We start from the raw sequence: 25,727 nt of genomic DNA on the forward strand, positions 1-25,727 counted from the left end.
CTTTGTTGTAACGGCTATATCGCAATGCTCATGAACACCGGGGATTTCGCCAACGCGAACAAGCTGAACACCCGCCAGTTCTGCTCGCGGCGGAAATAGCCTTTGACGAACTCGGCCTTCGAGCCCTGGCGCTTGCTGATCGAGATCGGTTCGAAACTGTCCTGCTCGAAATGCTGCAGACCAATAACCTCATCGACCATCAACCCGGCAAACACATCGCCATGCTCTACCACCAAGACCCGCCGCTGTTTACGCAACGGCGACAGTTCATGCCCGAAGAAGCCGCACAGATCCATGATCGGCAGCAGCCGCCCGCGCAGGTTAGCCACACCCTTGACCCACGGCTTGACGCCGGGCAACTGAGTGAAACGCGGCTCGTGCAGCACTTCGCTGACTTCGCCCATCGGCGCCACATACCAATGCTCGCCAAGGCGAAAGCCGATGCCGCTCCAGCGATCCTGGCGCGCCGGTTGCGACGGCAGGTCCGCCGCCAGCAAGCGGCAACGCTGGTCGATTTGCCAGAGCAGTTCGAACGCGGTCAGCGATTCGCTCATGGTCGCGCGATCAGCCTTCGAGCACGTTGTTCAGGGTCTTGATCAGGGTGTCTTCGTCGACCGGTTTGGTCAGGTAGTCCTTGGCGCCCTGGCGGGTGCCCCAGACCTTGTCGGTTTCCTGATCCTTGGTGGTGATGATGATCACCGGGATGTGTCCGGTTTCCGGATCTTTGGTCAGTTGACGAGTCGCCTGAAAACCATTGAGGCCGGGCATGACGATGTCCATCAATACCGCGTCGGGTTTTTCCTGACGGGCCAGGGCCACGCCGTCGGCGCCGTTTTCGGCTTTGAGCACTTCATGGCCGTGCTTTTCGAGCATGCCGGTGAGTTTGTACATTTCAGTCGGCGAATCATCGACGATCAGGATACGTGCCATGGTTTTCCCCATTTTTCTTGTCGACCCCCGGCCCGCTGGCCGAGCGTCACTGTACGTGTCTTACTGCGGCAAAACGGCGGCGAAGCCCGGAACATGGGCCTGGATCGCGTTGAGCAGTTCTTCCTTGCTGAAAGGCTTGGTCAAAAATTGATCAGAACCGACAATCCGCCCCTTGGCCTTGTCGAACAGCCCGTCACGCGATGACAGCATGATCACCGGCGTCGCCTTGAACGCACTGTTGTTCTTGATTAAAGCGCAGGTCTGATAACCATCCAGACGCGGCATCATGATGTCGACAAAAATGATCCCGGGATGGTTGTCGGCGATCTTCGCCAACGCGTCGAAACCGTCGATCGCCGTGATCACTTCGCAGCCGACATTCTTCAATAAGGTTTCGGCGGTGCGACGAATCGTTTTCGAGTCGTCGATGACCATGACCTTCAAGGCGCTGGACTGCTGTTCCATAAGAGGGCTCTACCGTCGCCTTTGCGAATCAAATTGTCCGTTTTGCGATGAGTAATGGCTGGAAACCCTTGATGTTCAAGGGCCAGCACTGCTTGGCAGCCTTTTTAGCACAGTCTCCAGATGCAATCTATCGACGGGTTTTCCCTTGACCGAAAACCCGCCCGGCGCCACTCTGGCGGCACTTTTTCAATACCGATCCGGTAGCCAATTTTCGAGGAAAACCCAATGAGCGTTCGCGTCGGGATTGTCATGGACCCTATCGCCAGCATCTCCTATAAAAAGGATAGCTCGCTGGCCATGCTGCTGGCCGCGCAGAAGCGTGGCTGGGAACTGTTCTATATGGAACAGCGTGACCTGTATCAGGGTGAAGGTCAGGCCCGGGCGCGCATGAAGCCGCTGAAAGTCTTCGCCAACCCGGAAAAATGGTTCGAACTGGACGCCGAGCAGGACAACCTGCTGAGCGATCTGGACGTGATCCTGATGCGCAAGGATCCGCCGTTCGACATGGAGTTCGTTTACTCCACTTACCTGCTCGAACAGGCCGAAACCGCTGGCGTGCTGGTGGTGAACAAGCCGCAGAGCCTGCGCGACTGCAATGAAAAGCTGTTCGCCACGCTGTTCCCGCAGTGCACGCCGCCAACCATCGTCAGCCGCCGCGCCGACGTGCTGCGTGAATTCGCCGCCAAGCACGGCGACGTGATCCTCAAGCCGCTGGACGGCATGGGCGGTACTTCGATCTTCCGCCACCGCGCAGGCGACCCGAACCTGTCGGTGATTCTGGAAACCCTGACCGCCCTCGGTGGCCAGCAGATCATGGGCCAGGCCTACCTGCCAGCGATCAAGGACGGTGACAAACGCATTCTGATGATCGACGGCGAGCCGGTGGATTACTGCCTGGCGCGGATTCCGGCGCAGGGCGAAACCCGTGGCAACCTGGCGGCCGGTGGCCGTGGCGAAGCGCGTCCGCTGACCGACAAGGATCGCTGGATTGCTGCACAGGTCGGTCCGACCCTGCGTGAGAAAGGTCTGCTGTTCGTTGGTCTCGATGTCATCGGTGAAAGCCTGACCGAAATCAACGTCACCAGCCCGACTTGCATCCGTGAGATCGACAACGCCTTCGGCACCGACATTGGCGGCCTGCTGATGGACGCGATCGAGAAGAAGCTGCAAGCCTCGAGCCGCAAGCAGCAAGCTTGAAGCCAGTGGTGTGCAGCTTGTCGCTTGAAGCTAGTCGCTTGCAGCTAAAAACCAACATTGCGTTATCATGCCGAGCCCGTAAAAACGCGATGTTGGTTTTTCTGTTATGACCCTCCCGTCCGATCTGCCCGCAGAACTCGCCCACCGTGGCGTGCGCCCAGCCGATCGCCTCGGATTTACCCTATTCCTCGCGGCGCTGATCCATTTGGCGCTGCTGCTCGGCGTCGGCTTCACGATGGTCGAGCCCAAGCAAATCAGCAAAACCCTGGAAATCACCCTCGCTACCTTCAAGAGCGAAAAGAAGCCGCAGAAGGCTGACTTTCTCGCACAGGAGAATCAGGAAGGCAGCGGCACGCTGGACAAGAAGGCGATCCCGAAGACCACTGAGGTCGCGCCGTTCCAGGACAATCAGGTCAAAAAAGTCACCCCGCCCCCGGCCGCCAAGCCGGAAGTGCAGGAGGCCGCGCCCAAGGCTGCGGTGACCACCGTCGCGCCGAAGCCGAAAAAGGCACCGACCAAGAAAGAAGAAACCAAGACCGAGGTTAAACCGACGGTCGACGCACCGGAATTCGACAGCTCGCAGCTGTCCAGCGACATCGCCAGCCTCGAAGCGGAACTGGCCAAGGAACAACAGCTGTACGCCAAGCGCCCGCGCATTCACCGCTTGAGTGCGGCATCGACCATGCGCGACAAGGGTGCCTGGTACAAGGACGACTGGCGCAAGAAGGTCGAACGCATCGGCAACCTCAATTACCCCGAAGAAGCACGGCGCAAGCAGATCTACGGCAATTTGCGCCTGATGGTTTCGATCAACCGCGACGGCTCGCTGTATGAAGTGCTGGTGCTGGAGTCTTCCGGCCAGCCGCTGCTGGATCAGGCGGCGCAGCGCATTGTTCGACTGGCGGCACCGTTTGCCCCGTTTACCGGGGACTTGTCGGATATCGACCGTCTGGAAATCATTCGTACCTGGAAATTCGCCCGGGGCGACAAGCTCTCGAGCAACTGACACAGCACAGCCCCCCTGTAGGAGTGAGCCTGCTCGCGATAGCGGTATGTCAGAACCTGAACATTTGACTGACACACCGCTATCGCGAGCAGGCTCACTCCTACAGTTGATCGGTGTGTTGCATACATCTCCAGCTTGTCAGTTTGCCCCCCGAACGCCACACTAGCGCACATGAAAAACGTCAGCCCCAGCTACCTCAAGCATCAATTCCTGATCGCCATGCCACACATGGCCGACCCGAACTTTGCCCACACCTTGACCTACATCGTCGAGCACACGGCCAATGGCGCTATGGGGATTGTGGTCAACCGGCCGCAAGAGCTGAATCTGGCCGACATTCTTGAGCAACTGCGCCCGGACATCGACCCGCCAGCACTCTGCCAGCACGTACCGATCTTTATCGGCGGCCCGGTGCAGACCGATCGCGGTTTCGTCCTTCACCCGGCGGGCAAGACCTTCCAGGCCACCGCGCAGCTGGACGGCGATCTGGCCCTCTCGACCTCGCAGGACGTGCTGTTCGCCATCGCTGACGGCGTCGGCCCGGCAAAAAGCCTGATTGCCCTCGGTTACGCCGGTTGGGAAGCCGGGCAGCTGGAAGCAGAACTTGCCGACAACGCCTGGCTGAACTGCCCGTACGACGCCGACATCCTGTTCAACACCAGCAGCGAACTGCGCCTCGAAGCGGCAGCCAGGCACTTGGGGATCAACCTCAGCCTGCTGACCAGCCAGGCAGGTCACGCCTGATGGCGCTGCGTCTGATTCTCGGCTTCGACTACGGCACCAAACAGATCGGCGTCGCAGTCGGCCAGGTGATTACCGGCCAGGCCCGCGAGCTGTGCACCCTGAAAGCGCAAAACGGCATTCCCGACTGGAATCAGGTTGAAGCGCTGTTCAAGGAATGGAAACCCGACGCCGTGGTCGTCGGCCTGCCGCTGAACATGGACGGCACACCCAGCGAAATGTGCCTGCGCGCGGAGAAATTCGCCCGCCGCCTCAATGGCCGCTTCAACGTGCCTTTCTATACCCACGACGAGCGCCTGACCACCTTCGAGGCCAAAGGCGAGCGGCTGGTTCGCGGCGGCCAAAAAGGCAGTTACCGCGACAACCCGGTGGACGCCATCGCCGCCGCTCTGCTGTTGCAGGGCTGGCTCGATGAAAACACCGCATTGTTTGAATCCTGACAAGCGCTTCGGCGCTTTTCTTTTGAGTGAAAAACCGAGTCGCGTCCAAGGACTGACTCGCCCCCAACAAGGAGCAACCATGAGCCTGCCAAATCCCGCCGATCTGATCAGCCAGATGGCGACCCGCCTCAAGGCGCACCTTGCCCAGCGTGACATCACTGAACCGCGTTACATCGGCATCCGCACTGGCGGCATCTGGGTCGCGCAGGCCTTGCTCAAGGAATTGGGCAGCGACGCGCCACTGGGCACGCTGGATGTTTCCTTCTACCGCGACGACTTCAGCCAGAACGGCCTGCACCCGCAAGTGCGCCCGTCCGCCCTGCCCTTCGAGATCGAAGGCCAGCATCTGGTGCTGATCGACGACGTATTGATGAGCGGCCGTACCATCCGCGCCGCCATGAACGAATTGTTCGACTACGGCCGCCCGGCCAGCGTGACCCTGGTCTGCCTGCTGCACCTGGATGCCGGCGAGCTGCCGATCCGCCCCAACGTGGTCGGCGCGACCTTGTCGCTGGCGGCTCACGAACGGGTAAAGCTGTCCGGCCCCGAGCCGTTGACGCTCGAACTGCAAGACATGTCCCTTTAATCCGCCCTATTGAGAGTCCCCTTCGCGATGACGCCTCTAGATACCAAGCGCCCGCTGCAGCTCAATGATCAGGGCCAGCTGCGCCACTTCCTCTCGCTCGACGGCCTGCGCCGCGAGTTGCTGACGGAAATCCTCGACACTGCCGACTCGTTTCTCGAAGTCGGAGCCCGGGCGGTGAAGAAAGTCCCGTTGCTGCGCGGCAAGACCGTGTGCAACGTGTTCTTCGAAAACTCCACGCGCACCCGCACCACCTTTGAACTGGCGGCCCAGCGGCTGTCGGCGGACGTGATCACCCTGAATGTGTCGACCTCGTCGGCGAGCAAGGGCGAAACGCTGCTCGACACCTTGCGCAACCTCGAAGCCATGGCCGCCGACATGTTCGTCGTACGCCACGGTGATTCCGGCGCCGCGCACTTCATCGCCGAACATGTCTGCCCGCAAGTGGCGATCATCAACGGCGGCGACGGCCGTCACGCCCACCCGACGCAGGGCATGCTCGACATGCTCACCATCCGTCGGCACAAGGGCGGTTTCGAAAACCTCTCGGTGGCCATCGTTGGCGACATCCTGCACTCGCGGGTTGCGCGCTCTAACATGCTCGCGCTGAAAACCCTCGGTTGCCCGGACATCCGCGTGATCGCGCCGAAAACCCTGCTGCCGATCGGCATCGAGCAATACGGCGTGAAGGTTTACACCGACATGACCGAAGGCCTGAAGGACGTCGACGTGGTGATCATGCTGCGCCTGCAGCGTGAACGCATGACCGGCGGCCTGCTGCCGAGCGAAGGCGAGTTCTACCGCCTGTTCGGCCTGACCACCGCGCGTCTGGCCGGGGCCAAACCGGATTGCATCGTCATGCACCCGGGGCCGATCAACCGCGGGGTGGAGATTGAGTCGGCAGTGGCCGACGGTCCGCACTCGGTAATTCTCAACCAGGTCACTTACGGCATCGCGATTCGTATGGCTGTGCTGTCCATGGCCATGAGCGGGCAAACCGCGCAGCGTCAATTCGAGCAGGAGAACGCCCAGTGAAGCTCAGCATTCTCGGCGCACGCGTCATCGATCCAAGCAGCGGCCTGGATCAAATCACCGACATTCACGTTGAAGCCTGCAAGATCGTCGCCCTCGGCGCGGCCCCAGCGGGCTTCACGGCAGTAGAAACCATCGATGCCCAAGGCCTTATCGCCGCTCCAGGCCTCGTCGATCTGAACGTGGCCCTACGCGAGCCGGGTTACAGCCGCAAAGGCTCGATCATCAGCGAAACCCGCGCTGCTGCCGCCGGTGGTGTGACCAGCCTGTGCTGCCCGCCGAAAACCAAACCGGTGCTCGACACCTCCGCTGTGGCTGAGCTGATCCTTGATCGCGCTCGTGAGGCCGGCAACACCAAAGTCTTCCCGATTGGCGCGCTGAGCAAAGGTCTGGATGGCGAGCAACTGGCTGAGCTGGTTGCGCTGCGCGACGCCGGTTGTGTGGCGTTCGGCAACGGTCTCGAGAGCTTCCGCAACACCCGCACCCTGTGCCGGGCGCTGGAATACGCAGCAACCTTCGACCTGACGGTGATTTTCAACTCGCAGGATCATGATTTGGCTGAAGGCGGCTTGGCCCACGAAGGCGCCGTCGCCAGTTTCCTCGGCTTGCCAGGTATTCCGGAAACCGCTGAAACCGTGGCCCTTGCCCGCGACCTGTTGCTGGTCGAGCAGACCGGCGTGCGTGCGCATTTCAGCCAGTTGACCAGTGCTCGCGGTGTTGCCCTGATTGCTCAGGCGCAGGCGCGTGGTTTGAAAGTGACGGCGGATGTCGCGCTGTATCAGCTGATTCTGACTGACGAAGCGCTGATCGACTTCAGCAGCCTGTACCACGTGCAACCGCCGCTGCGTACGCGTGCTGACCGTGATGGTCTGCGTGAAGCGCTGAAGTCCGGTGTAGTGTCGGCGATTTCCAGCCATCACCAACCGCACGAACGCGATGCCAAACTGGCGCCGTTCGGCGCGACAGAGCCGGGCATCAGCAGTGTTGAACTGCTGCTGCCGCTGGCGATGACGCTGGTGGAGGATGGTTTGCTCGATCTGCCGACCTTGCTGGCGCGTTTGAGTGCAGGCCCGGCTGAAGCGCTGCGTCTGCCGGCCGGCAAACTGGCGGTGGGTGGGGCGGCGGATATCGTGCTGTTCGATCCGCAGGCTTCGACGGTGGCTGGTGAGAACTGGTTGTCGAAGGGTGAGAACTGCCCGTTCATTGGGCACACTTTGCCGGGTGTGGTTCGCTATACGCTGGTGGATGGGCGGATCAGCCACCAGGCTTGATACCGCGTCGCCCCTTTCGCGAGCAGGCTCGCTCCCACATTGGATCTGTGAACGACACAAATCCCCTGTGGGAGCGAGCCTGCTCGCGATGATTTACTGGAAGGCGCCCCTGCCCTCGGCGTTGCGTACAGAAACCTGATCATTCAGCGTCCAGAAGTCATACAACACCCCCAGAAAGAACAACCCGCCCGTCAGCAGATAGATCAGGCCACTGATCCACTTGCCCTGATACATCCGGTGCACACCCAATGCTCCGAGGAACGTCAGCAGAATCCACGCCACGTTGTACTCGATCGGCCCGGCGGTAAAACGCAGATCCGCTTCGCGATCCATTGCCGGGATCAGAAACACGTCGATCAGCCAGCCAATGCCGAGCAAACCGAAGGTGAAGAACCAGATCGTCCCGGTCACCGGCTTGCCGTAATAGAAGCGGTGGGCGCCAGTAAATCCGAAAATCCACAGCAGATAACCGATGATTTTGCTGTGTGTATCTTGCTGCTGAACAACTTGTTGATAGGGGTTCATGAAGACCTCGATTCACACGATAGATAAATATTCTTGAATTCTTTGTGACTTTTTTACAGGTAGCCGACGTACGGCAAGTGTTACCGTTGCTACCGTCAAAGCCTTATAGCACCTGACTTCTGTCCGACAATTGCGTCCATTTGCCGCTTATTTGGTTCCGTTGGCTGCCAACTGAATCGACCAACGGACTCAGAATGAAAAAAAACTCTGTTATAAAGTTGCGCGCTATCACTGAAGAGCCACGCCTAATGCGACCATTTTTCAAGACATGGCTAACCATCTGCCTATTAATGCCACTGGCCGCCCACGCCACCAATCGTGAGCAACGTCTTCCTAACGTTAACGGCTTTACCCCTAAATCCCATGCTTCGGCTCCCTCGAGCAAAAGCAGCAAAAGCAAAACCACCACGCTGAGCAGCAAGAGCCACAGCAAGCTGGTGCCACCGATGGCGAGCAAGGAAAGCAGCAATGTGCTGAGCCGTGCGGTAAACGTCCTCGGTACACCTTATCGTTGGGGCGGCAGCAGCCCAAGTAAAGGTTTCGATTGCAGCGGTCTGGTGAAATACGCGTTCAACGACGCTACGTTCGACCTGCCACGCACCTCGAATGCCATGGCCAGCGGTCACGGCGAGAAAGTCGAGCGCAAGGATCTGAAGCCGGGAGACCTGATTTTCTTCAACATTAAGAGCCGTCGGGTCAACCACGTTGCCATCTACCTGGGCAACGACCGCTTCATCCACGCGCCTCGTCGTGGCAAAGCGGTGAGCATCGATACGCTGAACAAGCCGTACTGGCAGCAGCATTACGTGGTTGCCAAGCGTGTGTTGCCGAAAGAACAAAGCCAGATGCGCGTGGTTCAGCGCTAAGTCTTCGAAGCAAGATCAAAAGATCGCAGCCTTCGGCAGCTCCTACATCGGGATCAGCGTTTCCCTGTAGGAGCTGCCGAAGGCTGCGATCTTTTGCTTCTGACCTCAGAAATTATCCGGCGTACGCGCCTTCTCCCGCGCATGCTCGCGGCTGATCAAGCCCTTGGCCACCAGATCTTTCAGGCACATGTCCAGTGTCTGCATCCCCAACGACCCACCCGTTTGAATCGCCGAATACATCTGCGCGACCTTGTCCTCGCGGATCAGGTTACGGATCGCCGACGTTCCCAGCATGATCTCGTGCGCCGCCACCCGCCCGCCGCCGATCTTCTTGATCAGCGTCTGCGAGACCACCGCCAGCAACGACTCCGACAGCATCGAGCGCACCATCGACTTCTCGTCACCCGGGAATACGTCGACCACACGGTCGATGGTTTTCGCCGCTGACGTGGTGTGCAGCGTGCCGAACACCAGATGCCCGGTTTCGGCGGCGGTCAGCGCCAGGCGAATGGTTTCCAGATCGCGCATCTCGCCGACCAGTATCACGTCCGGGTCCTCGCGCAGCGCCGAGCGCAGTGCGGTGGCGAAACTGCGGGTATCGCGGTGAACTTCACGCTGATTGATCAGGCATTTACGCGATTCGTGAACGAATTCGATCGGGTCTTCAATGGTCAGGATGTGATGATGGCGATGGGTGTTGAGGTAATCGATCATCGCCGCCAGTGTGGTCGATTTTCCCGAACCGGTCGGCCCGGTGACCAGCACCAGCCCGCGCGGGGCATCGGTGATCTTTCGGAAGACGTCGCCCATGGCGAGGTCTTCCATGCTCAGCACTTTCGACGGAATCGTACGGAATACAGCGCCGGCGCCACGGTTCTGGTTGAAGGCATTGACCCGAAAGCGCGCGACACCGGGGACTTCGAAGGAAAAGTCGGTTTCCAGGTGTTTCTCGAAGTCGACCCGCTGGGTGTCGTTCATGATGTCGTAGATCAATTCGTGCACTTGCTTGTGATCCAGCGCCGGCAGATTGATCCGCCGCACATCGCCATCGACACGGATCATCGGCGGCAGACCGGCCGACAGGTGCAGGTCGGAAGCGCCTTGTTTGGCGCTGAAGGCCAGCAGTTCAGTGATATCCATAGCGCTCCTCAATTCCAGTAGAATGCCGCGAACCTTCAGACCGCCGGCGCCTCTTGATGTCCACGATAGCAGACAACATTTTCCACGTTGGTTCGCGCATCCAGACCGCGACCCAGGCCGCACACCGTCCTGAAAACAGCGTCCAGTTGCTCGCCGTGAGCAAGACCAAACCCGCCCAGGCCCTGCGCGAGGCATATGCCGCCGGCCTGCGTGACTTTGGCGAGAACTACCTGCAGGAAGCCTTGGGTAAACAGCTCGAACTGGCCGACCTGCCCTTGATCTGGCACTTCATCGGCCCCATTCAATCGAACAAGACTCGCGCGATTGCCGAGCATTTCGACTGGGTGCACTCCGTGGATCGCCTGAAAATCGCTCAACGTCTGTCCGAACAGCGCCCGGCCGAGCTGCCGTCGCTGAACATCTGCATTCAGGTCAATGTCAGCGGCGAAGCCAGTAAATCCGGCTGCACTCCGGCTGACCTGCCGGCATTGGCCGCCGCGATCAGCGCACTGCCGCGCCTGAAACTGCGCGGACTGATGGCGATTCCCGAGCCAACCGACGACCGCGCCGAGCAAGACGCGGCCTTCGCCGCCGTGCAGAAATTGCAGGCGAGCCTTGATCTGCCGCTCGACACACTTTCCATGGGCATGAGCCACGACCTTGAGTCGGCCATCGCCCAAGGCGCCACTTGGGTTCGTATCGGTACGGCCCTGTTTGGCGCCCGCGACTATTCCCAATCTTGAACGTTTCCAGATAAGGACCACACATGAGCAACACACGTATTGCGTTTATCGGTGCGGGCAACATGGCGGCCAGTTTGATCGGCGGCCTGCGCGCCAAAGGTCTGGAAGCTGCACACATCCGTGCTAGCGATCCAGGCGAAGAAACCCGCGCCAAGGTCAGCGCTGAGCACGGCATCGAAACGTTTGCCGACAACGCTCAAGCCATCGATGGCGTCGACGTGATCGTGCTGGCGGTCAAGCCGCAAGCCATGAAGGCTGTGTGCGAGGCGATTCGCCCGAGCCTGAAACCCAATCAACTGGTGGTGTCGATTGCCGCTGGCATCACTTGCGCGAGCATGACTGCGTGGCTTGGCGAGCAGCCGATCGTGCGCTGCATGCCAAACACCCCGGCGCTGCTGCGCCAAGGCGTCAGCGGTTTGTACGCGACCAGTGAAGTGACCGCCGAGCAACGTCAGCATGCTGAAGAGCTGCTGTCCGCCGTCGGTATCGCCCTGTGGCTGAAAGAAGAACAACAACTGGACGCCGTGACCGCTGTGTCCGGTTCCGGCCCGGCGTACTTCTTCCTGCTGATCGAAGCCATGACCGCTGCTGGCGTCAAACTCGGTCTGCCGAAGGACATCGCTGAACAGCTAACCCTGCAGACCGCGCTGGGCGCCGCGCACATGGCTGTGTCCAGCGATGTTGACGCCGCCGAACTGCGCCGCCGTGTGACCTCGCCAAACGGCACCACGGAAGCTGCAATCAAATCATTCCAGGCCAATGGCTTCGAAGCCTTGGTCGAAACCGCACTCGGCGCCGCCGCGCACCGCTCGGCCGAAATGGCCGAACAACTGGGCAAATAAGGAGCCTTACATGATTGGATTGAACACCGCAGCGGTTTACGTGCTGCAAACCCTCGGCAGTCTGTACCTGCTGATCGTGCTGCTGCGCTTCGTGCTGCAACTGGTACGGGCGAATTTCTACAATCCGCTGTGCCAGTTCATCGTCAAAGCCACCCAGCCACTGCTCAAGCCACTGCGTCGGATCATTCCGAGCCTGTTCGGCCTCGACATGTCGTCGCTGGTTTTGGCGATTCTGGTGCAACTGGCACTGATGGCGCTGACCCTGCTGCTGACTTACGGCACCACCGGTAACCCGCTGCAACTGGTGATCTGGTCGCTGATCGGCGTGACCGCGCTGTTCCTGAAGATCTTCTTCTTCGCCCTGATCATCAGCGTGATTCTGTCGTGGGTTGCACCGGGCAGCCACAATCCGGGCGCTGAGCTGGTCAACCAGATCTGCGAGCCGGCGCTGGCGCCGTTCCGCCGATTTCTGCCGAATCTCGGCGGCCTGGACCTGTCGCCGATCTTCGCCTTCCTCGCGTTGAAGCTGATCGACATGCTGGTGATCAACAATCTGGCGGCAATGACGATGATGCCGGAAATCCTCCGTCTGCTGATGTGAGCTGGTTTCGATGGGACGGTGACGACTTGATCCTCGAGTGTCACCTGCAACCGGCAGCCCGCAGCGATGACTTCGCCGGGCTGCACGGTGATCGTTTGAAAATTCGCCTGACCGCGCCGCCGGTCGAGGGCAAGGCCAATGCTTGTCTGATGGGCTTTCTGGCCAAGGCGTTTGGGGTTTCCAAGAGCCAGGTCAGTTTGCTCAGCGGTGAGTTGAATCGGCAGAAGCGGGTGAGGATTTGCTCGCCGAAGAAGTTGCCGGATTTGCCGGGGTTGGTTGGGCGCTTGTCTTGAGTTTTGCGGCGCCTGCGCCCCTCACCCCAGCCCTCTCCCCCTGGAGAGGGAGCTGATCCATGGTGTTTTCGAAACCTGAGTTCAACTCGTTATCCCTCGTCGGCGTATCTCGAACATCCACCCCAGTCAGTCCCCTCTTCCTCCGGGAGAGGGAGCCGATTTGGGTGGTTTGCAAAACCTGAGTTCAACTCGATAGATCAGGTCGGCGTAGCTCAAAAGAACATCTCGGTCGGTCCCCTCTACCTCTGGGAGAGGGCTAGGGTGAGGGCCGCTTGCCGCTAACCCCCCCGGTCTTTAGACTTACGCCTCATTTCAACGAGAGCAGGGTCGATGCCAACTGCCTTTCCCCCCGATTCTGTTGGTCTGGTGACGCCGCAAACCGCGCATTTCAGCGAACCGCTGGCGCTGGCCTGTGGCCGCTCGCTGGCCGCCTATGACCTGATCTACGAAACCTACGGCACGCTGAACGCGCAAGCGAGCAACGCCGTGCTGATTTGCCACGCCTTGTCCGGCCATCATCACGCTGCCGGTTATCACAGCGTCGACGACCGCAAACCCGGTTGGTGGGACAGCTGCATCGGCCCGGGCAAACCGATCGACACCAACAAGTTCTTCGTGGTCAGCCTGAACAACCTCGGCGGCTGCAATGGCTCTACCGGCCCGAGCAGCATCAACCCGGAAACCGGTAAACCGTTCGGCGCCGACTTCCCGGTGCTCACCGTGGAAGACTGGGTGCACAGCCAGGCGCGTCTCGCCGACCTGCTCGGCATCGGCCAGTGGGCGGCGGTGATTGGCGGCAGCCTCGGCGGCATGCAGGCGCTGCAATGGACGATCACCTATCCAGATCGCGTGCGTCACTGCCTGGCCATCGCCTCGGCACCGAAGCTGTCGGCGCAGAACATTGCCTTCAACGAAGTCGCGCGTCAGGCGATCCTGACCGACCCGGAATTCCACGGCGGTTCGTTCCAGGAAGCCGGCGTAATCCCCAAGCGCGGCCTGATGCTGGCGCGGATGGTCGGGCACATTACTTACCTGTCCGACGATTCGATGGGCGAGAAATTCGGCCGTGGCCTGAAGAGCGAAAAGCTCAACTACGACTTCCACAGCGTCGAATTCCAGGTCGAAAGCTACCTGCGCTATCAGGGCGAAGAATTCTCCGGACGCTTCGACGCCAACACCTATCTGTTGATGACCAAGGCGCTGGATTACTTCGATCCGGCAGCGAACTTCGACGATAACCTGGCGAAAACCTTTGAGAACGCCACGGCCAGGTTCTGCGTAATGTCGTTCACCACCGACTGGCGCTTCTCCCCGGCCCGCTCGCGCGAGCTGGTGGATGCCTTGATGGCGGCGCGCAAAGACGTCAGCTATCTGGAAATCGACGCACCGCAGGGCCACGACGCCTTCCTGATTCCGATCCCGCGCTACTTGCAGGCGTTCGGCAATTACATGAACCGCATCACGCTGTGAGAAAGCCATGAGAGCTGATCTGGAAATCATCCAGGAATGGATCCCCGCCGGCAGCCGCGTCCTCGACCTCGGTTGCGGTGACGGCGAGTTGCTGACCTGGCTGCGCGACAACAAGAATGTCACCGGTTATGGCCTGGAGAACGACGCCGACAACATCGCCGCGTGCGTGGCCAAAGGCGTCAACGTCATTGAGCAGGATCTGGACAAGGGGCTGGGCAATTTTGCCAGCAACAGTTTCGACATCGTCGTGATGACTCAGGCCCTGCAAGCGGTGCACTACCCGGACAAGATCCTCGACGAAATGCTCCGCGTCGGTCGCCAGTGCATCATCACCTTCCCGAATTTCGGTCATTGGCGCTGCCGCTGGTACCTGGCGAGCAAGGGCCGCATGCCGGTCTCCGAGTTCCTGCCGTACACCTGGTACAACACGCCGAACATCCACTTCTGCACCTTCGAAGACTTTGAAGAACTTTGCCGCGAACGTGATGCGAAGGTCATTGATCGGCTTGCCGTGGATCAACAGCACCGTCACGGGTGGGCCAGTAAGCTATGGCCTAATCTGTTAGGTGAGATCGGTATCTACCGCGTCAGCAGCCCGCAGCTTGCAGACCACAAAGTCGCGGTCTGAATCCCGGCATTTCGAGGAGCACGATCATGAGTCGTTTAGCGTTGTTGTTATTGACTGCCTGCCTGAGCGCCAGTGCTCTGGCGGCGGACGTCATCAAAGGTGAACGCAAGGAAACCTTTGGCGACGTCACGGTGCACTACAACACCTTCAACTCGACGTTCCTGCAACCGGACATCGCCAAGGCCGCGGAGCTGATCCGCAGCAAGAACCAGGGCGTGATCAATGTCTCGGTGATCAAGGACGGCAAACCGCTGATCGCCAACGTCACCGGCACGGTCAAAGACCTGACCAGCCAGAGCGTGCCGCTGAATTTCCGCCAGATCACCGAACAAGGCGCGATCTACTACATCGCCCAGTATCCGGTTGAGCAGCAGGAAACCCGCACCTTTGAGATCAAGGTGCAGAACGGCGACACGATCAACACCATCAATTTCAACCAAGAACTCTTTCCCGGCGAATGATGAACATCAAGCAGCTCGTACTGGCCAGCCATAACGCCGGCAAACTCAAAGAACTTCAGGCCATGCTCGGCGAATCGGTGCAACTGCGCTCGATTGGCGAGTGGAGCAAGGTCGAGCCGGAAGAAACCGGTCTGTCGTTCGTCGAGAACGCTATTCTCAAGGCACGTAACGCCGCACGCATTTCCGGGCTGCCGGCGCTGGCCGACGATTCCGGGCTGGCAGTGGATTTCCTCGGCGGCGCGCCAGGCATCTATTCGGCGCGCTATGCCGACGGCAAGGGCGATGCAGCGAACAACGCCAAACTGCTCGACGCCTTGAAGGACGTGCCGGAAGCTGAACGCGGTGCGCAGTTCGTGTGCGTGCTGGCGCTGGTGCGTCATGCGGATGATCCTTTGCCGATCCTCTGCGAAGGCTTGTGGCACGGGCGCATCCTCACCGCCGCCAGCGGCGAGCACGGTTTCGGTTATGACCCGCTGTTCTGGGTGCCGGAACGTGACGTCTCCAGCGCCGAATTGAGCCCGGCGGACAAGAACCAGATCAGCCACCGCGCCCGTGCAATGGATCTGCTGCGCCAGCGTCTGGGCTTGAAATGACCCGTGACTCTTCCGCGTCGTCGCTGATTGTCGGCGGCGCCGCCTCTTCGCCTCGGGCACCGTTGCCAACGCTGCCGCCCTTGGCGCTGTACATCCACATCCCGTGGTGTGTGCGCAAATGCCCGTATTGCGACTTCAACTCGCACACCGCCAGCCCGGTGTTACCGGAGCAGGAATACGTCGACGCCTTGCTGGCCGATCTCGATCAGGATCTGTACGCGGTTTACGGCCGTGAGTTGACGTCGATTTTCTTCGGTGGCGGTACGCCGAGCCTGTTCAGTGCCGAGGCGCTTGGGCGTTTACTCGAAGGCGTCGAGCAGCGCATTCCGTTTGCTGAAGACATTGAAATCACTCTGGAAGCCAACCCGGGCACCTTCGAACAAGAGAAGTTCGTCGCGTATCGCAAACTGGGGATCAATCGTCTGTCGATTGGCATCCAGAGCTTCCAGCAGGAAAAGCTCAAGGCGCTGGGGCGGATTCACAACGGTGACGAAGCAGTGCGCGCGGCTGGGATGGCGCGGCAGGCCGGGTTCGATAACTTCAACCTCGACTTGATGCACGGCTTGCCCGATCAGTCGCTGGACGATGCCTTGAGCGATCTGCGCCAGGCCATCGCATTGAATCCGACGCACATCTCCTGGTATCAGCTGACGCTGGAGCCGAATACGGTGTTCTGGAACCAGCCACCGGTGCTGCCGGAAGATGACACGCTGTGGGACATTCAAGAGGCCGGGCAGGCGCTGCTGGCCGAGCACGGTTACGCACAATACGAAGTCTCGGCTTATGCCCAGGCCGGGCGCACGGCGCGGCATAACCTCAATTACTGGAGTTTTGGCGACTTCATCGGTATTGGCGCGGGTGCGCATGGCAAGTTGAGCCATCCGGACGGGCGCATTGTGCGTACGTGGAAGACGCGGCTGCCGAAGGACTATCTCAATCCGGCGAAAAGCTTTCAGGCTGGTGAAAAAGCGCTGACCAACGACGAGATGCCGTTCGAGTTTCTGATGAACGCTTTGCGCCTGACCGCAGGCGTCGAATCGCGACTGTATCCTGAGCGCACCGGGCTATCGCTGGAAAGCCTCGCTGAGGGCCGGGCCGCGGCAGAACAAAGCGGTCTGTTGCAGGTCGAACCGTCACGTCTGGCGGCCACCGAGCGCGGACAGCTGTTTCTCAACGACTTGCTGCAACAATTTCTGACCTGAGCCCAACCCTCAACTTCTGTCCCAAGGGAAACCGCATGGATTTGATACTCGACCTGCTCGCCACCGTCTCCCGCTGGAGCCGCAGCAACCTATCGGAAATCGCTCTGGCCTTGGTGGGCTGCCTGCTGGTGCTGTTCGGCGCCGACTTCAAAGGCTGGGTCGAGCAACGTCTGGGCAGCATCGCCGGCGCCCTGCGCATACCGCTGATGTCGCTGCTGTGCGTGATCGGCAGCGGCGCGGCGCTGATCTACGCCACGCCATGGGTGATCAAGGGTTTGAGCCAGTTCAACAACTACAGCCTCGCGCCGGTGTTGTTGGTGGTGCTGGTGCTGATCGGCGTAGTCGCCGACCGCCGCTGACTCCGCAAATACCCCAAAACAACTGTGGGAGCGAGCCTGCTCGCGAAGGCGTCATTTCAGCCAACATCACTGCTGAATGACCGATCGCTTTCGCGAGCAGGCTCGCTCCCACAGTTGATCGCAATGACAGGGAAGCTCATGAGTAAAAAACTGCTGGATGAGACGAGCAAATTTCTTAGTTACGTACTGCGCCACGAGCCTCAGGCGATTGGCCTGACGCTGGACTCTGAAGGCTGGACGAATATCGAAACGCTGATCAGCGGCGCGGCGCGCGACGGTCGCACTCTCGATCGCGCACTGATCGAAACCGTCGTGGCGAGCAGTGACAAGAAGCGCTTTTCGATTTCCGCAGACGGCCAGCAGATTCGCGCCGTACAAGGCCACTCGACCCAGAGCGTGGATCTGCAGCTTGAGGAAAAGCAGCCGCCAGAGACGCTATATCACGGTACGGCGACGCGCTTCATGGACTCTATCAGCCAGCAAGGCTTGATCCCGGGATCGCGTCATCACGTGCATCTATCGGAAGAATCCGCCACTGCCTCAGCCGTAGGGCAACGCTACGGAACCGTGGCAATCCTGAAAATCGCCGCGCAGCAAATGCAGGAGCAAGGCTTCAAGTTTTATCAGGCCGAAAATGGCGTCTGGCTGACAGAGCAAGTGCCAGTGCGCTTCATCTCCACCCTGTAACTTCTGACGAACCCGAAAACAACTGTGGGAGCGAGCCTGCTCGCGAATACGGTGTGTCAGTCAACATCAGTGTTGAATGAACATCCGCTTTCGCGAGCAGGCTCGCTCCCACAGGTTTTGTTGCGTGATGCTCTTAAGCGAGTTTTTCGAACTTCAGATCCCACACGCCATGGCCCAGTCGTTCGCCGCGGCGTTCGAACTTGGTGATCGGGCGTTCGGTCGGGCGTGGTACGCACTTGCCGTCTTCGGCGAGGTTGCGGTAGCCCGGGGCGACGTTCATCACTTCCAGCATGTATTCGGCGTACGGTTCCCAGTCGGTGGCCATGTGCAGAATGCCGCCAACCTTCAACTTGCTGCGCACCAGTTCAGCGAACGACGCCTGAACGATGCGACGCTTGTGGTGACGGCTCTTGTGCCACGGATCCGGGAAAAACAGCATCAGGCGATCGAGGCTGTTGTCGGCGATGCAGCGGTTGAGCACCTCGATCGCGTCGCAATCGTAGATCCGCAGGTTGGTCAGGCCCTGTGTCAGCACACCATTGAGCAGAGCGCCGACACCCGGACGGTGCACTTCAACGCCGATGAAATCCTGCTCCGGCGCCGCCGCGGCCATTTCCAGCAACGAATGGCCCATGCCGAAACCGATCTCCAGCGAGCGCGGTGCCGAACGGCCGAACACTTGATCGTAATCCACCGGCGCGTCGGCCAGCGGCAGCACGTACAGCGGCGCGCCCTGGTCCAGACCGCGTTGCTGGCCTTCGGTCATGCGCCCGGCGCGCATCACGAAACTCTTGATGCGGCGGTGTTGGCGCTCGTCGCCTTCTTCCGTCTGGATAGGCGTGTCGTTCGATTCAGTCATCAATGGCTCTTACTTGATCAGACCATCCAGCGGCGAAGAGGCGCTGGCATAGAGTTTTTTCGGCATACGGCCAGCGAGATAGGCCAGACGGCCTGCAACGATGGCGTGTTTCATGGCTTCAGCCATCATGACTGGCTGTTGGGCGTGGGCGATGGCCGAGTTCATCAGCACCGCATCGCAACCCAGTTCCATGGCGATGGTTGCGTCGGACGCAGTGCCGACACCGGCATCGACCAACACAGGAATTTTCGCTTCTTCGAGGATGATCTGCAGGTTGTACGGGTTGCAGATCCCCAGACCGGAACCGATCAGACCGGCCAGCGGCATCACCGCAATGCAGCCGATTTCCGCCAGTTGCCGGGCGATGATCGGGTCATCGCTGGTGTAAACCATCACGTCGAAACCTTCCTTGACCAGCGTTTCGGCGGCTTTGAGGGTTTCGATGACGTTAGGGAACAGAGTCTTCTGATCAGCCAGTACTTCCAGCTTCACCAGGTTGTGGCCGTCGAGAAGCTCACGGGCCAGGCGGCAGGTACGCACGGCTTCGATGGCGTCGTAGCAACCGGCGGTGTTCGGCAGGAAGGTGTAGCGCTCCGGCGACAGCACGTCGAGCAGGTTCGGCTCGCCTTCGATCTGACCGAGGTTGGTGCGGCGCACGGCGAAGGTGACGATCTCGGCACCCGAGGCTTCGATGGCCTGACGGGTTTCTTCCATGTCACGGTACTTGCCGGTACCAACCAGCAAACGCGACTGGTAAGTACGACCGGCCAGCACAAAAGGCTTGTCGCTACGAACGATGCTCATGGGGAATCCTCTTTAGGAGTGAGGGTCTTGCAGAATTCTGTGCCCTCGCGGGCCGGACGATCAGCCGCCGCCGATGGCGTGCACCACTTCAACGTTGTCGCCGTCGTTGAGCGTGGTGTCGGCATGCTGGCTGCGCGGGACGATATCCAGATTGAGTTCGACTGCCACCCGGCGTCCGGTCAGTTCCAGACGGGTGATCAGGGCCGCAACGGTCTCGCCGTCGGGCAGTTCAAGGGATTCACCGTTCAACTGAATGCGCATGCGTAACGCCGCCATCATTTTTAGGGGCTGGCATTCTAGCCCGATCATGACCTAAAGGTCAGTACCAAGCGTCAAGCGGTTGGTTGCAGGCGCCAGGCGGCGAGCCCCAGGCACACCCATCCGGCCAGAAATGCCACACCACCGAACGGGGTGATGATGCCGAGCTTGCTGATGCCGGTGGTGGTCAACACATACAGGCTGCCGGAGAACAGCAGGATGCCGACGGCGAAAGAAACGCCGGCCCACGCCACCAGTCGGCCTTGAATCTGCGTGGCCAACAGCGCAACACCTAACAACGCCAGGGTGTGCACCAGTTGATAGGTCACGCCCGTGTGGAAAATCGTCAGATACTCGGGTGTCAGGCGGTTTTTCAGGCCATGGGCAGCAAACGCGCCCAGTGCAACACCGGTGAAACCGAAAAAAGCAGCCAGCATCAAAAAGCCACGCAGCATTGGGAACTCCAGTCAGACGCGATCGGCAGGGTCTGTATAATGGCCCGCTCCACCGGTTCGGCCAAGCCATCTCTATGCTGCGTACTATTTTCCGTCGTCTCACGAAGGCCCTGCTCTGGTTCGCCGGCGGCAGCGTTTTGCTGGTGCTGGTGTTTCGCTTCGTGCCGCCGCCGGGCACGGCGTTGATGGTCGAGCGCAAGGTCGAATCCTGGGTCGATGGCGAGCCGATTGACCTGCAACGCACGTGGAAGCCGTGGGATGAGATCTCCGACGATCTCAAAGTCGCGGTCATGGCCGGCGAGGATCAGAAGTTTCCTGAGCATTGGGGTTTTGATTTCAGTGCGATTCAGGCAGCCCTCGCCCATAACGAGCTCGGCGGGTCGATTCGCGGGGCCAGCACCTTGAGCCAGCAAGTGTCGAAAAACCTGTTTCTGTGGGCGGGTCGCAGCTATCTGCGTAAAGGCCTGGAGGCGTGGTTTACCGCGCTGATCGAGGTGTTCTGGCCCAAGCAGCGGATTCTTGAGGTGTATCTGAACAGTGTCGAGTGGGATGACGGGGTGTTTGGCGCCGAAGCCGCAGCCCGCCATCACTTTGGCGTGAGCGCGAAGTCGCTGTCACGGCAACAGGCGAGTTATCTGGCCGCCGTTCTACCGAATCCTCGCGTCTGGAGTGCCAGCCATCCGACCGCTTATGTGTCGCGGCGGGCCGGGTGGATTCGGCAGCAAATGAGTCAGTTGGGTGGGGATAGCTATTTGCTGGGGCTGAATGATTCGCGGCGGGCACCGTGGTCTGAATAACGCTGAAGATTCCCTGTGGGAGCGAGCTTGCTCGCGAATGCGGCGGATCATTCAGCGGTGGCGGTGACTGGCATTCCGCCTTCGCGAACAAGCTCGCTCCCACATGGGTTTTGTGTGAAGCCTGAAATGAAAAACGCCCCGATCATCGCTGATCGGGGCGTTTTTTATTGCCTGCTCGCCGGTTACGCGGCGATCGACAACTTGAGCTTGTTCATCGCGCTCTTCTCGAGCTGACGGATCCGCTCGGCCGACACGTTGTACTTCTGCGCCAGATCGTGCAGCGTGGCCTTCTCTTCTGCCAGCCAGCGCTGGTAGAGGATGTCGCGGCTACGTTCGTCCAGCACTTCCAGCGCTTCGTGCAGGTTGCTGTTGGAGTTGTCGCTCCAGTCGGCATCTTCCAGTTGACGCGCCGGGTCGTACCGGTGGTCTTCCAGATAGTTGGCCGGCGACTGGAAAGCGCTGTCGTCGTCGGCTTCAGCAGCCGGGTCGAAGGCCATGTCATGGCCGGTCAGGCGACTTTCCATCTCGCGCACTTCACGCGGTTCAACGCCAAGGCTTTCCGCCACGCGGTGGACTTCCTCGTTGTTCAGCCACGCCAGACGTTTCTTCTGGCTGCGCAGGTTGAAGAACAGCTTGCGCTGGGCCTTGGTGGTCGCGACTTTCACAATGCGCCAGTTGCGCAGGATGAACTCGTGAATTTCCGCCTTGATCCAGTGCACGGCGAACGACACCAGACGCACACCCATTTCCGGGTTGAAGCGCTTTACGGCTTTCATCAGGCCGACGTTACCTTCCTGGATCAGGTCAGCCTGAGCCAGACCGTAACCGGAATAGCTACGGGCGATATGTACGACAAAACGCAGGTGGGCGAGCACCATCTGCCGAGCCGCCCCCAAATCCTGCTCATAGTAGAGACTCTCGGCCAGTTCACGCTCCTGCTCCGGCGTCAGCAATGGAATGCTGTTGACGGTGTGCACGTAGGCTTCCAGGTTCGCACCCGGAACCAACGCATACGCAGGCTGCAAAGAATTGGTCATACGAAAAAACCTCCCACTTACATACTCGTGCCTCTCGGCACTGCGAAAAATTGACCGGAAACTCAAGTACAAGTTCCCAAAAAACCGTAAGGCCAATCACGCGCAAAAAAGATTCTACTTCGGCGCCAGCTCCCTGAGATGGCGTGCGACTGCAATCCATGCACCGATATAACCCAACAGCACCGCGCCAAGCAAGAGCGACAGACCGTCGGCAACTGGCACTCCGGCCAGCGCGAAATCACTGCCGTACAAGCCGGCCAGTCCAACCACCGCGTCGTTCAGCCAGTTCAGGCCGAACGCCAATACACCCCAGGACAACAGCCCCGCACCGAAGCCATACAACGCACCCATATAAAGGAAGGGGCGTCGCACATAGCTGTCAGTGCCGCCGACGAGTTTAATCACTTCTATCTCGGTGCGGCGGTTTTCAATATGAAGACGAATGGTATTGCCTATCACCAAAAGTAATGCAGAAACCAAAAGCACCGTCAGACCGAAAACAAAACGGTCCCCAAGCTTGAGGATGGCAGCCAGACGCTCGACCCAGACTAGATCAAGTTGCGCCTGTTGTACCTTGGGCAGCTCGGAAAGTTTTTGTCTTAATGCTTCCAGGGTCGGCTTGTCGACTTCGTTCGGGGTGACCAGCACCACGCCCGGCAACGGGTTCTCCGGCAGCTCGCGCAGGGCTTCGCCCAGTCCGGACTGTTGCTGGAACTCTTCCAGCGCCTGATCGCGGCCGACATATTCAGCATCAGCTACGCCGGGCATGCCTTTGATCTGTTCACGCAACGACTCGCCCTGCTCCGGGCTGGCATCGAGTTGCAGATACAAGGATATCTGCGCCGCCCGCTGCCACGAACCACCGAGACGCTCGACGTTGTTAAGCAACAGCGAAAGCCCCATCGGCAGGCTCAGCGCGACCGCCATCACCATGCAGGTGAAGAAACTGCCGATCGGCTGTTTGCCGAGACGGCGCAGGCTGTCGAGCAGGCTGGCGCGATGGCTTTCGACCCAGGCACGGAACAGCGTGGCGAAATCCGGACCGTCGTCCTCGTCGTGCTTTTTCTTCTTTGGCGGCTGCGGGTCGGCGGCTTTCGGGGCCACGCGCTCGGAAACCTTCGGACTGCGTGTTGCACTCATACCCCGGCCTCCCCGTCGCCGATCAATCGGCCGCGTTGCAGGGTCAGCATGCGGTGCCGCATGCGTGCGATCAGCGCCAGGTCGTGACTGGCGATCAGCACGCTGGTGCCCAAACGATTGATGTCTTCGAACACGCCCATGATTTCCGCCGCCAGACGCGGGTCGAGGTTACCGGTCGGTTCGTCCGCGAGCAGCAAGGCCGGACGGTGAACGATGGCGCGGGCAATGCCGACGCGCTGTTGCTGACCGGTGGACAGGTCGCCCGGGTACAGATCGGTTTTATCCGACAGCGCCACGCGCTCCAGCGCCGAATCGACACGCTTGGCGATTTCGGCCTTGGACAGCCCGAGAATCTGTAGCGGCAAGGCGACGTTGTTGAACACCGTACGATCGAACAGCAACTGGTGGTTCTGGAACACCACGCCGATCTGCCGGCGCAGGAACGGTATCTGCGCGTTGCTGATGGTGCTCAGGTCTTGCCCGGCCAGCAGCAGTTTGCCGCTGGTCGGACGTTCCATCGCCAGCAACAGGCGCAACAACGTGGATTTACCGGCACCGGAGTGGCCGGTGACAAACAAGAACTCGCCACGACGGACTCGAAAGCTCAGCTCATGCAAGCCGACGTGACCGTTCGGGTAGCGTTTACCGACCTGTTCGAAACGAATCATGAACGCTCCCGCTCGGCAAACAGTGCCTGGACAAAGGGTTCGGCTTCAAAGGTACGCAAGTCGTCGATGCCTTCACCGACGCCGATGTAGCGGATCGGCAGACCAAACTGCTTGGCCAGGGCGAAGATCACCCCGCCTTTAGCGGTACCGTCGAGCTTGGTCAGCGCCAGGCCGGTCAGTTCGACGGTCTGGTTGAATTGCTTGGCCTGATTGATGGCGTTCTGACCAGTACCGGCGTCGAGCACCAGCAGCACTTCGTGCGGCGCGTCGGCGTCGAGCTTGCCGATGACCCGGCGAACCTTTTTCAGTTCTTCCATCAGGTTGTCTTTGGTGTGCAGACGACCAGCGGTGTCTGCGATCAACACGTCGATGCCACGGGCCTTGGCGGCTTGCACGGCGTCGAAGATCACCGAAGCCGAGTCGGCGCCGGTGTGCTGAGCGATGACCGGGATCTTGTTGCGCTCGCCCCAGACCTGCAATTGCTCCACGGCAGCAGCGCGGAAGGTGTCACCGGCGGCGAGCATGACTTTCTTGCCTTCCAGTTGCAGCTTCTTCGCCAATTTGCCGATGGTGGTGGTCTTGCCGGCGCCGTTGACGCCAACCACCAGAATCACAAATGGCTTGTTCTGCGAGACGATCTTCAGCGGTTGTTCGACCGGTTTGAGCATCGCGGCCAGTTCGGCCTGCAGGGATTTGTACAGCGCGTCGGCGTCGGCCAGCTCTTTGCGGGCGACCTTCTGGGTCAGGCGCTGGATGATCTGCGTGGTAGCTTCGACACCGACGTCGGCGGTGAGCAGACGGGTTTCGAGGTCATCGAGCAGATCGTCGTCAATGGTTTTGCGGCCGAGGAACAGGCTGGCCATGCCCTCGCCGATGCTGGCGCTGGTTTTCGACAGGCCTTGCTTGAGGCGGGCGAAGAAACCGGCTTTGGTTTCTTCGGTGCGCGGGGCTTCGACTGGGGTCTCGGCAACCACCTCGACTGGCACGACTGCAGCAACCGCTACAGGTGCAGGTGCAGGTGCAGGTGCAGGTGCAGGTGCAGGTGCAGGCTCGGGTTGTTGAATGACCGGGGCAACGGGGGCGACAACCACCGGAGCAACAGGCTCAGGCGCAATAATTTCAGGAGCAGCTTCAGCCACAACCGGCACAGGCTCGATAATCGGCTCAACCACTGGCGCCGGCGCCACTTCAGGCACAAACGCAGCAGCCGCAGGAATCACTGGCGTAACGTGCGGCGCAGCCTCTTCAACCAACGCCACCGGCTCTTCCGCCACAGGCAAGGTCAGCCATGGCTCAGCCGCCAGGGTCAGCGGCAGTTCAGCCGCCACAGGCGCTTCGGGCTCTGGCTCTGGCTCAACCGGTTGCAACACCGGCTCGGCAATCGGCAGAACGATCGGTGCCGGCTCTTCTTCTATCACCGGAGCAGGTTCCGGCGCAGGCTCAGGAATCGCAGGCGGCTGTTCGACAACGGGTTCCTGCGGTTTCTTACGCAGCCATCCGAACAGGCTTTTCTTCTCGCCAGCCGCAGCTGGGGTCTTCTTGTCGTCGTTGGAACCAAACATGGAGGACGGCTATCTCACGGTAGCGACGCGCCATAAGGGCGCCCCGGCAAATAAATATTCGATGCAGAACAG

Annotated in this window: 33 protein-coding genes; 20 read left to right on the top strand and 13 right to left on the bottom strand. The window is 60.1% G+C overall.

Annotated features, from left to right (window positions below):
- Positions 1 to 14 precede the first annotated feature (14 nt).
- The 3 genes from PspR84_RS27215 to pilG are packed head-to-tail and all read right to left on the bottom strand — an operon-like array spanning position 15 to position 1,395.
- Positions 15 to 554 carry a chemotaxis protein CheW gene (locus PspR84_RS27215; RefSeq protein ID WP_160059753.1) on the bottom strand — a complete coding sequence of 180 codons (540 nt, stop codon included), beginning with the start codon at positions 552 to 554 and terminating at the stop codon, positions 15 to 17.
- 10 nt (positions 555 to 564) lie between these two features.
- Entirely contained in the window at positions 565 to 930 is a 366-nt protein-coding gene (gene pilH / locus PspR84_RS27220) for a twitching motility response regulator PilH (RefSeq protein ID WP_095125845.1), read from the bottom strand.
- A gap of 60 nt (positions 931 to 990) precedes the next feature.
- Positions 991 to 1,395, bottom strand: a complete 405-nt coding sequence (gene pilG, locus PspR84_RS27225) for a twitching motility response regulator PilG (protein WP_007913673.1) — start codon at positions 1,393 to 1,395, stop codon at positions 991 to 993.
- Between the two features lie 225 nt (positions 1,396 to 1,620).
- Here pilG and gshB point away from each other — a divergent pair, with 225 nt between their 5' ends.
- The 7 genes from gshB to PspR84_RS27260 all read left to right on the top strand — a co-directional run bounded on the left by gshB (position 1,621) and on the right by PspR84_RS27260 (position 7,665).
- Entirely contained in the window at positions 1,621 to 2,592 is a 972-nt protein-coding gene (gshB, locus tag PspR84_RS27230) for a glutathione synthase (protein WP_160059754.1), read from the top strand.
- 106 nt (positions 2,593 to 2,698) lie between these two features.
- The gene (locus PspR84_RS27235) at positions 2,699 to 3,598 is read left to right on the top strand and encodes an energy transducer TonB (RefSeq protein WP_141126241.1); all 900 of its coding nucleotides are present in this window, start codon (positions 2,699 to 2,701) and stop codon (positions 3,596 to 3,598) included.
- A 171-nt stretch (positions 3,599 to 3,769) separates the two neighbouring features.
- Complete coding sequence (locus PspR84_RS27240) at positions 3,770 to 4,342, top strand: YqgE/AlgH family protein (RefSeq protein ID WP_016985971.1); 573 nt, start codon at positions 3,770 to 3,772, stop codon at positions 4,340 to 4,342.
- The gene (ruvX, locus tag PspR84_RS27245; RefSeq protein WP_007913667.1) at positions 4,342 to 4,779 is read left to right on the top strand and encodes a Holliday junction resolvase RuvX; all 438 of its coding nucleotides are present in this window, start codon (positions 4,342 to 4,344) and stop codon (positions 4,777 to 4,779) included. Before PspR84_RS27240 ends, ruvX begins: the two co-directional genes overlap by 1 nt.
- A gap of 79 nt (positions 4,780 to 4,858) precedes the next feature.
- Positions 4,859 to 5,365: a bifunctional pyr operon transcriptional regulator/uracil phosphoribosyltransferase PyrR gene (gene pyrR / locus PspR84_RS27250; RefSeq protein ID WP_160059755.1), complete on the top strand. Its 507-nt coding sequence runs from the start codon at positions 4,859 to 4,861 to the stop codon at positions 5,363 to 5,365.
- 27 nt (positions 5,366 to 5,392) lie between these two features.
- On the top strand, positions 5,393 to 6,397 hold the full coding sequence (locus PspR84_RS27255; protein WP_007913665.1) for an aspartate carbamoyltransferase catalytic subunit: 1,005 nt from the start codon (positions 5,393 to 5,395) through the stop codon (positions 6,395 to 6,397).
- The gene (locus tag PspR84_RS27260) at positions 6,394 to 7,665 is read left to right on the top strand and encodes a dihydroorotase (RefSeq protein WP_160059756.1); all 1,272 of its coding nucleotides are present in this window, start codon (positions 6,394 to 6,396) and stop codon (positions 7,663 to 7,665) included. The genes PspR84_RS27255 and PspR84_RS27260 overlap by 4 nt, the downstream gene beginning before the upstream one ends.
- 93 nt (positions 7,666 to 7,758) lie before the next feature.
- On the opposite strand, the gene PspR84_RS27265 is transcribed toward PspR84_RS27260, so the two are convergent.
- Positions 7,759 to 8,190, bottom strand: a complete 432-nt coding sequence (locus PspR84_RS27265; RefSeq protein ID WP_160059757.1) for a TM2 domain-containing protein — start codon at positions 8,188 to 8,190, stop codon at positions 7,759 to 7,761.
- A gap of 248 nt (positions 8,191 to 8,438) precedes the next feature.
- Here PspR84_RS27265 and PspR84_RS27270 point away from each other — a divergent pair, with 248 nt between their 5' ends.
- Positions 8,439 to 9,056: a C40 family peptidase gene (locus PspR84_RS27270; protein ID WP_016985978.1), complete on the top strand. Its 618-nt coding sequence runs from the start codon at positions 8,439 to 8,441 to the stop codon at positions 9,054 to 9,056.
- A gap of 105 nt (positions 9,057 to 9,161) precedes the next feature.
- On the opposite strand, the gene PspR84_RS27275 is transcribed toward PspR84_RS27270, so the two are convergent.
- Entirely contained in the window at positions 9,162 to 10,196 is a 1,035-nt protein-coding gene (locus tag PspR84_RS27275; protein WP_007913646.1) for a type IV pilus twitching motility protein PilT, read from the bottom strand.
- A 56-nt stretch (positions 10,197 to 10,252) separates the two neighbouring features.
- Between PspR84_RS27275 and PspR84_RS27280 the strand changes: the two genes are divergently transcribed.
- The 11 genes from PspR84_RS27280 to PspR84_RS27330 all read left to right on the top strand — a co-directional run bounded on the left by PspR84_RS27280 (position 10,253) and on the right by PspR84_RS27330 (position 18,075).
- Positions 10,253 to 10,939: a YggS family pyridoxal phosphate-dependent enzyme gene (locus PspR84_RS27280; protein WP_160059758.1), complete on the top strand. Its 687-nt coding sequence runs from the start codon at positions 10,253 to 10,255 to the stop codon at positions 10,937 to 10,939.
- A 23-nt stretch (positions 10,940 to 10,962) separates the two neighbouring features.
- Positions 10,963 to 11,781: a pyrroline-5-carboxylate reductase gene (gene proC, locus PspR84_RS27285; RefSeq protein ID WP_160059759.1), complete on the top strand. Its 819-nt coding sequence runs from the start codon at positions 10,963 to 10,965 to the stop codon at positions 11,779 to 11,781.
- Positions 11,782 to 11,791: 10 nt separating this feature from the next.
- The gene (locus PspR84_RS27290; protein WP_038358826.1) at positions 11,792 to 12,382 is read left to right on the top strand and encodes a YggT family protein; all 591 of its coding nucleotides are present in this window, start codon (positions 11,792 to 11,794) and stop codon (positions 12,380 to 12,382) included.
- Complete coding sequence (locus PspR84_RS27295) at positions 12,379 to 12,675, top strand: DUF167 domain-containing protein (RefSeq protein ID WP_160059760.1); 297 nt, start codon at positions 12,379 to 12,381, stop codon at positions 12,673 to 12,675. The genes PspR84_RS27290 and PspR84_RS27295 overlap by 4 nt, the downstream gene beginning before the upstream one ends.
- A 330-nt stretch (positions 12,676 to 13,005) precedes the next feature.
- Complete coding sequence (locus PspR84_RS27300; protein WP_123593598.1) at positions 13,006 to 14,145, top strand: homoserine O-acetyltransferase; 1,140 nt, start codon at positions 13,006 to 13,008, stop codon at positions 14,143 to 14,145.
- Positions 14,146 to 14,152: 7 nt separating this feature from the next.
- The gene (gene metW / locus PspR84_RS27305) at positions 14,153 to 14,773 is read left to right on the top strand and encodes a methionine biosynthesis protein MetW (protein WP_160059761.1); all 621 of its coding nucleotides are present in this window, start codon (positions 14,153 to 14,155) and stop codon (positions 14,771 to 14,773) included.
- A gap of 26 nt (positions 14,774 to 14,799) precedes the next feature.
- Positions 14,800 to 15,234 carry a DUF4426 domain-containing protein gene (locus PspR84_RS27310; protein ID WP_160059762.1) on the top strand — a complete coding sequence of 145 codons (435 nt, stop codon included), beginning with the start codon at positions 14,800 to 14,802 and terminating at the stop codon, positions 15,232 to 15,234.
- Complete coding sequence (gene rdgB, locus PspR84_RS27315; protein WP_008083802.1) at positions 15,231 to 15,827, top strand: RdgB/HAM1 family non-canonical purine NTP pyrophosphatase; 597 nt, start codon at positions 15,231 to 15,233, stop codon at positions 15,825 to 15,827. The genes PspR84_RS27310 and rdgB overlap by 4 nt, the downstream gene beginning before the upstream one ends.
- Positions 15,824 to 17,029, top strand: a complete 1,206-nt coding sequence (hemW, locus tag PspR84_RS27320; protein WP_160059763.1) for a radical SAM family heme chaperone HemW — start codon at positions 15,824 to 15,826, stop codon at positions 17,027 to 17,029. The genes rdgB and hemW overlap by 4 nt, the downstream gene beginning before the upstream one ends.
- A 35-nt stretch (positions 17,030 to 17,064) precedes the next feature.
- Positions 17,065 to 17,388: a DUF3392 domain-containing protein gene (locus PspR84_RS27325; RefSeq protein ID WP_034153666.1), complete on the top strand. Its 324-nt coding sequence runs from the start codon at positions 17,065 to 17,067 to the stop codon at positions 17,386 to 17,388.
- A gap of 138 nt (positions 17,389 to 17,526) precedes the next feature.
- Complete coding sequence (locus PspR84_RS27330) at positions 17,527 to 18,075, top strand: RNA 2'-phosphotransferase (RefSeq protein ID WP_160059764.1); 549 nt, start codon at positions 17,527 to 17,529, stop codon at positions 18,073 to 18,075.
- Between the two features lie 133 nt (positions 18,076 to 18,208).
- On the opposite strand, the gene trmB is transcribed toward PspR84_RS27330, so the two are convergent.
- The 4 genes from trmB to PspR84_RS27350 all read right to left on the bottom strand — a co-directional run bounded on the left by trmB (position 18,209) and on the right by PspR84_RS27350 (position 20,451).
- Complete coding sequence (gene trmB, locus PspR84_RS27335) at positions 18,209 to 18,934, bottom strand: tRNA (guanosine(46)-N7)-methyltransferase TrmB (RefSeq protein ID WP_160059765.1); 726 nt, start codon at positions 18,932 to 18,934, stop codon at positions 18,209 to 18,211.
- Between the two features lie 9 nt (positions 18,935 to 18,943).
- Positions 18,944 to 19,738 (bottom strand): thiazole synthase, encoded by a 795-nt coding sequence (locus tag PspR84_RS27340; RefSeq protein WP_007913621.1) that lies wholly within the window; start codon positions 19,736 to 19,738, stop codon positions 18,944 to 18,946.
- Between the two features lie 60 nt (positions 19,739 to 19,798).
- A complete protein-coding gene (gene thiS, locus PspR84_RS27345; RefSeq protein WP_122604433.1) occupies positions 19,799 to 19,999 on the bottom strand; it encodes a sulfur carrier protein ThiS in 201 nt (66 codons plus the stop codon).
- A gap of 71 nt (positions 20,000 to 20,070) precedes the next feature.
- Positions 20,071 to 20,451, bottom strand: a complete 381-nt coding sequence (locus PspR84_RS27350) for a DUF423 domain-containing protein (protein WP_160059766.1) — start codon at positions 20,449 to 20,451, stop codon at positions 20,071 to 20,073.
- Between the two features lie 74 nt (positions 20,452 to 20,525).
- On the opposite strand from PspR84_RS27350, the gene mtgA reads away from it, so the two are divergent.
- The gene (mtgA, locus tag PspR84_RS27355) at positions 20,526 to 21,248 is read left to right on the top strand and encodes a monofunctional biosynthetic peptidoglycan transglycosylase (RefSeq protein ID WP_093429826.1); all 723 of its coding nucleotides are present in this window, start codon (positions 20,526 to 20,528) and stop codon (positions 21,246 to 21,248) included.
- A gap of 182 nt (positions 21,249 to 21,430) precedes the next feature.
- Here mtgA and rpoH read toward each other — a convergent pair whose 3' ends face one another.
- The 4 genes from rpoH to ftsY form a co-directional block, all read right to left on the bottom strand.
- Positions 21,431 to 22,285 carry an RNA polymerase sigma factor RpoH gene (rpoH, locus tag PspR84_RS27360; protein WP_007913617.1) on the bottom strand — a complete coding sequence of 285 codons (855 nt, stop codon included), beginning with the start codon at positions 22,283 to 22,285 and terminating at the stop codon, positions 21,431 to 21,433.
- Between the two features lie 114 nt (positions 22,286 to 22,399).
- Positions 22,400 to 23,425 carry a permease-like cell division protein FtsX gene (gene ftsX, locus PspR84_RS27365; protein ID WP_077574909.1) on the bottom strand — a complete coding sequence of 342 codons (1,026 nt, stop codon included), beginning with the start codon at positions 23,423 to 23,425 and terminating at the stop codon, positions 22,400 to 22,402.
- Entirely contained in the window at positions 23,422 to 24,093 is a 672-nt protein-coding gene (ftsE, locus tag PspR84_RS27370; protein ID WP_003229148.1) for a cell division ATP-binding protein FtsE, read from the bottom strand. The genes ftsX and ftsE overlap by 4 nt, the downstream gene beginning before the upstream one ends.
- A complete protein-coding gene (gene ftsY, locus PspR84_RS27375) occupies positions 24,090 to 25,655 on the bottom strand; it encodes a signal recognition particle-docking protein FtsY (RefSeq protein WP_160059767.1) in 1,566 nt (521 codons plus the stop codon). The genes ftsE and ftsY overlap by 4 nt, the downstream gene beginning before the upstream one ends.
- Positions 25,656 to 25,727: the final 72 nt, after the last annotated feature.

This window comes from Pseudomonas sp. R84 (assembly GCF_009834515.1).
Taxonomy (GTDB): domain Bacteria; phylum Pseudomonadota; class Gammaproteobacteria; order Pseudomonadales; family Pseudomonadaceae; genus Aquipseudomonas.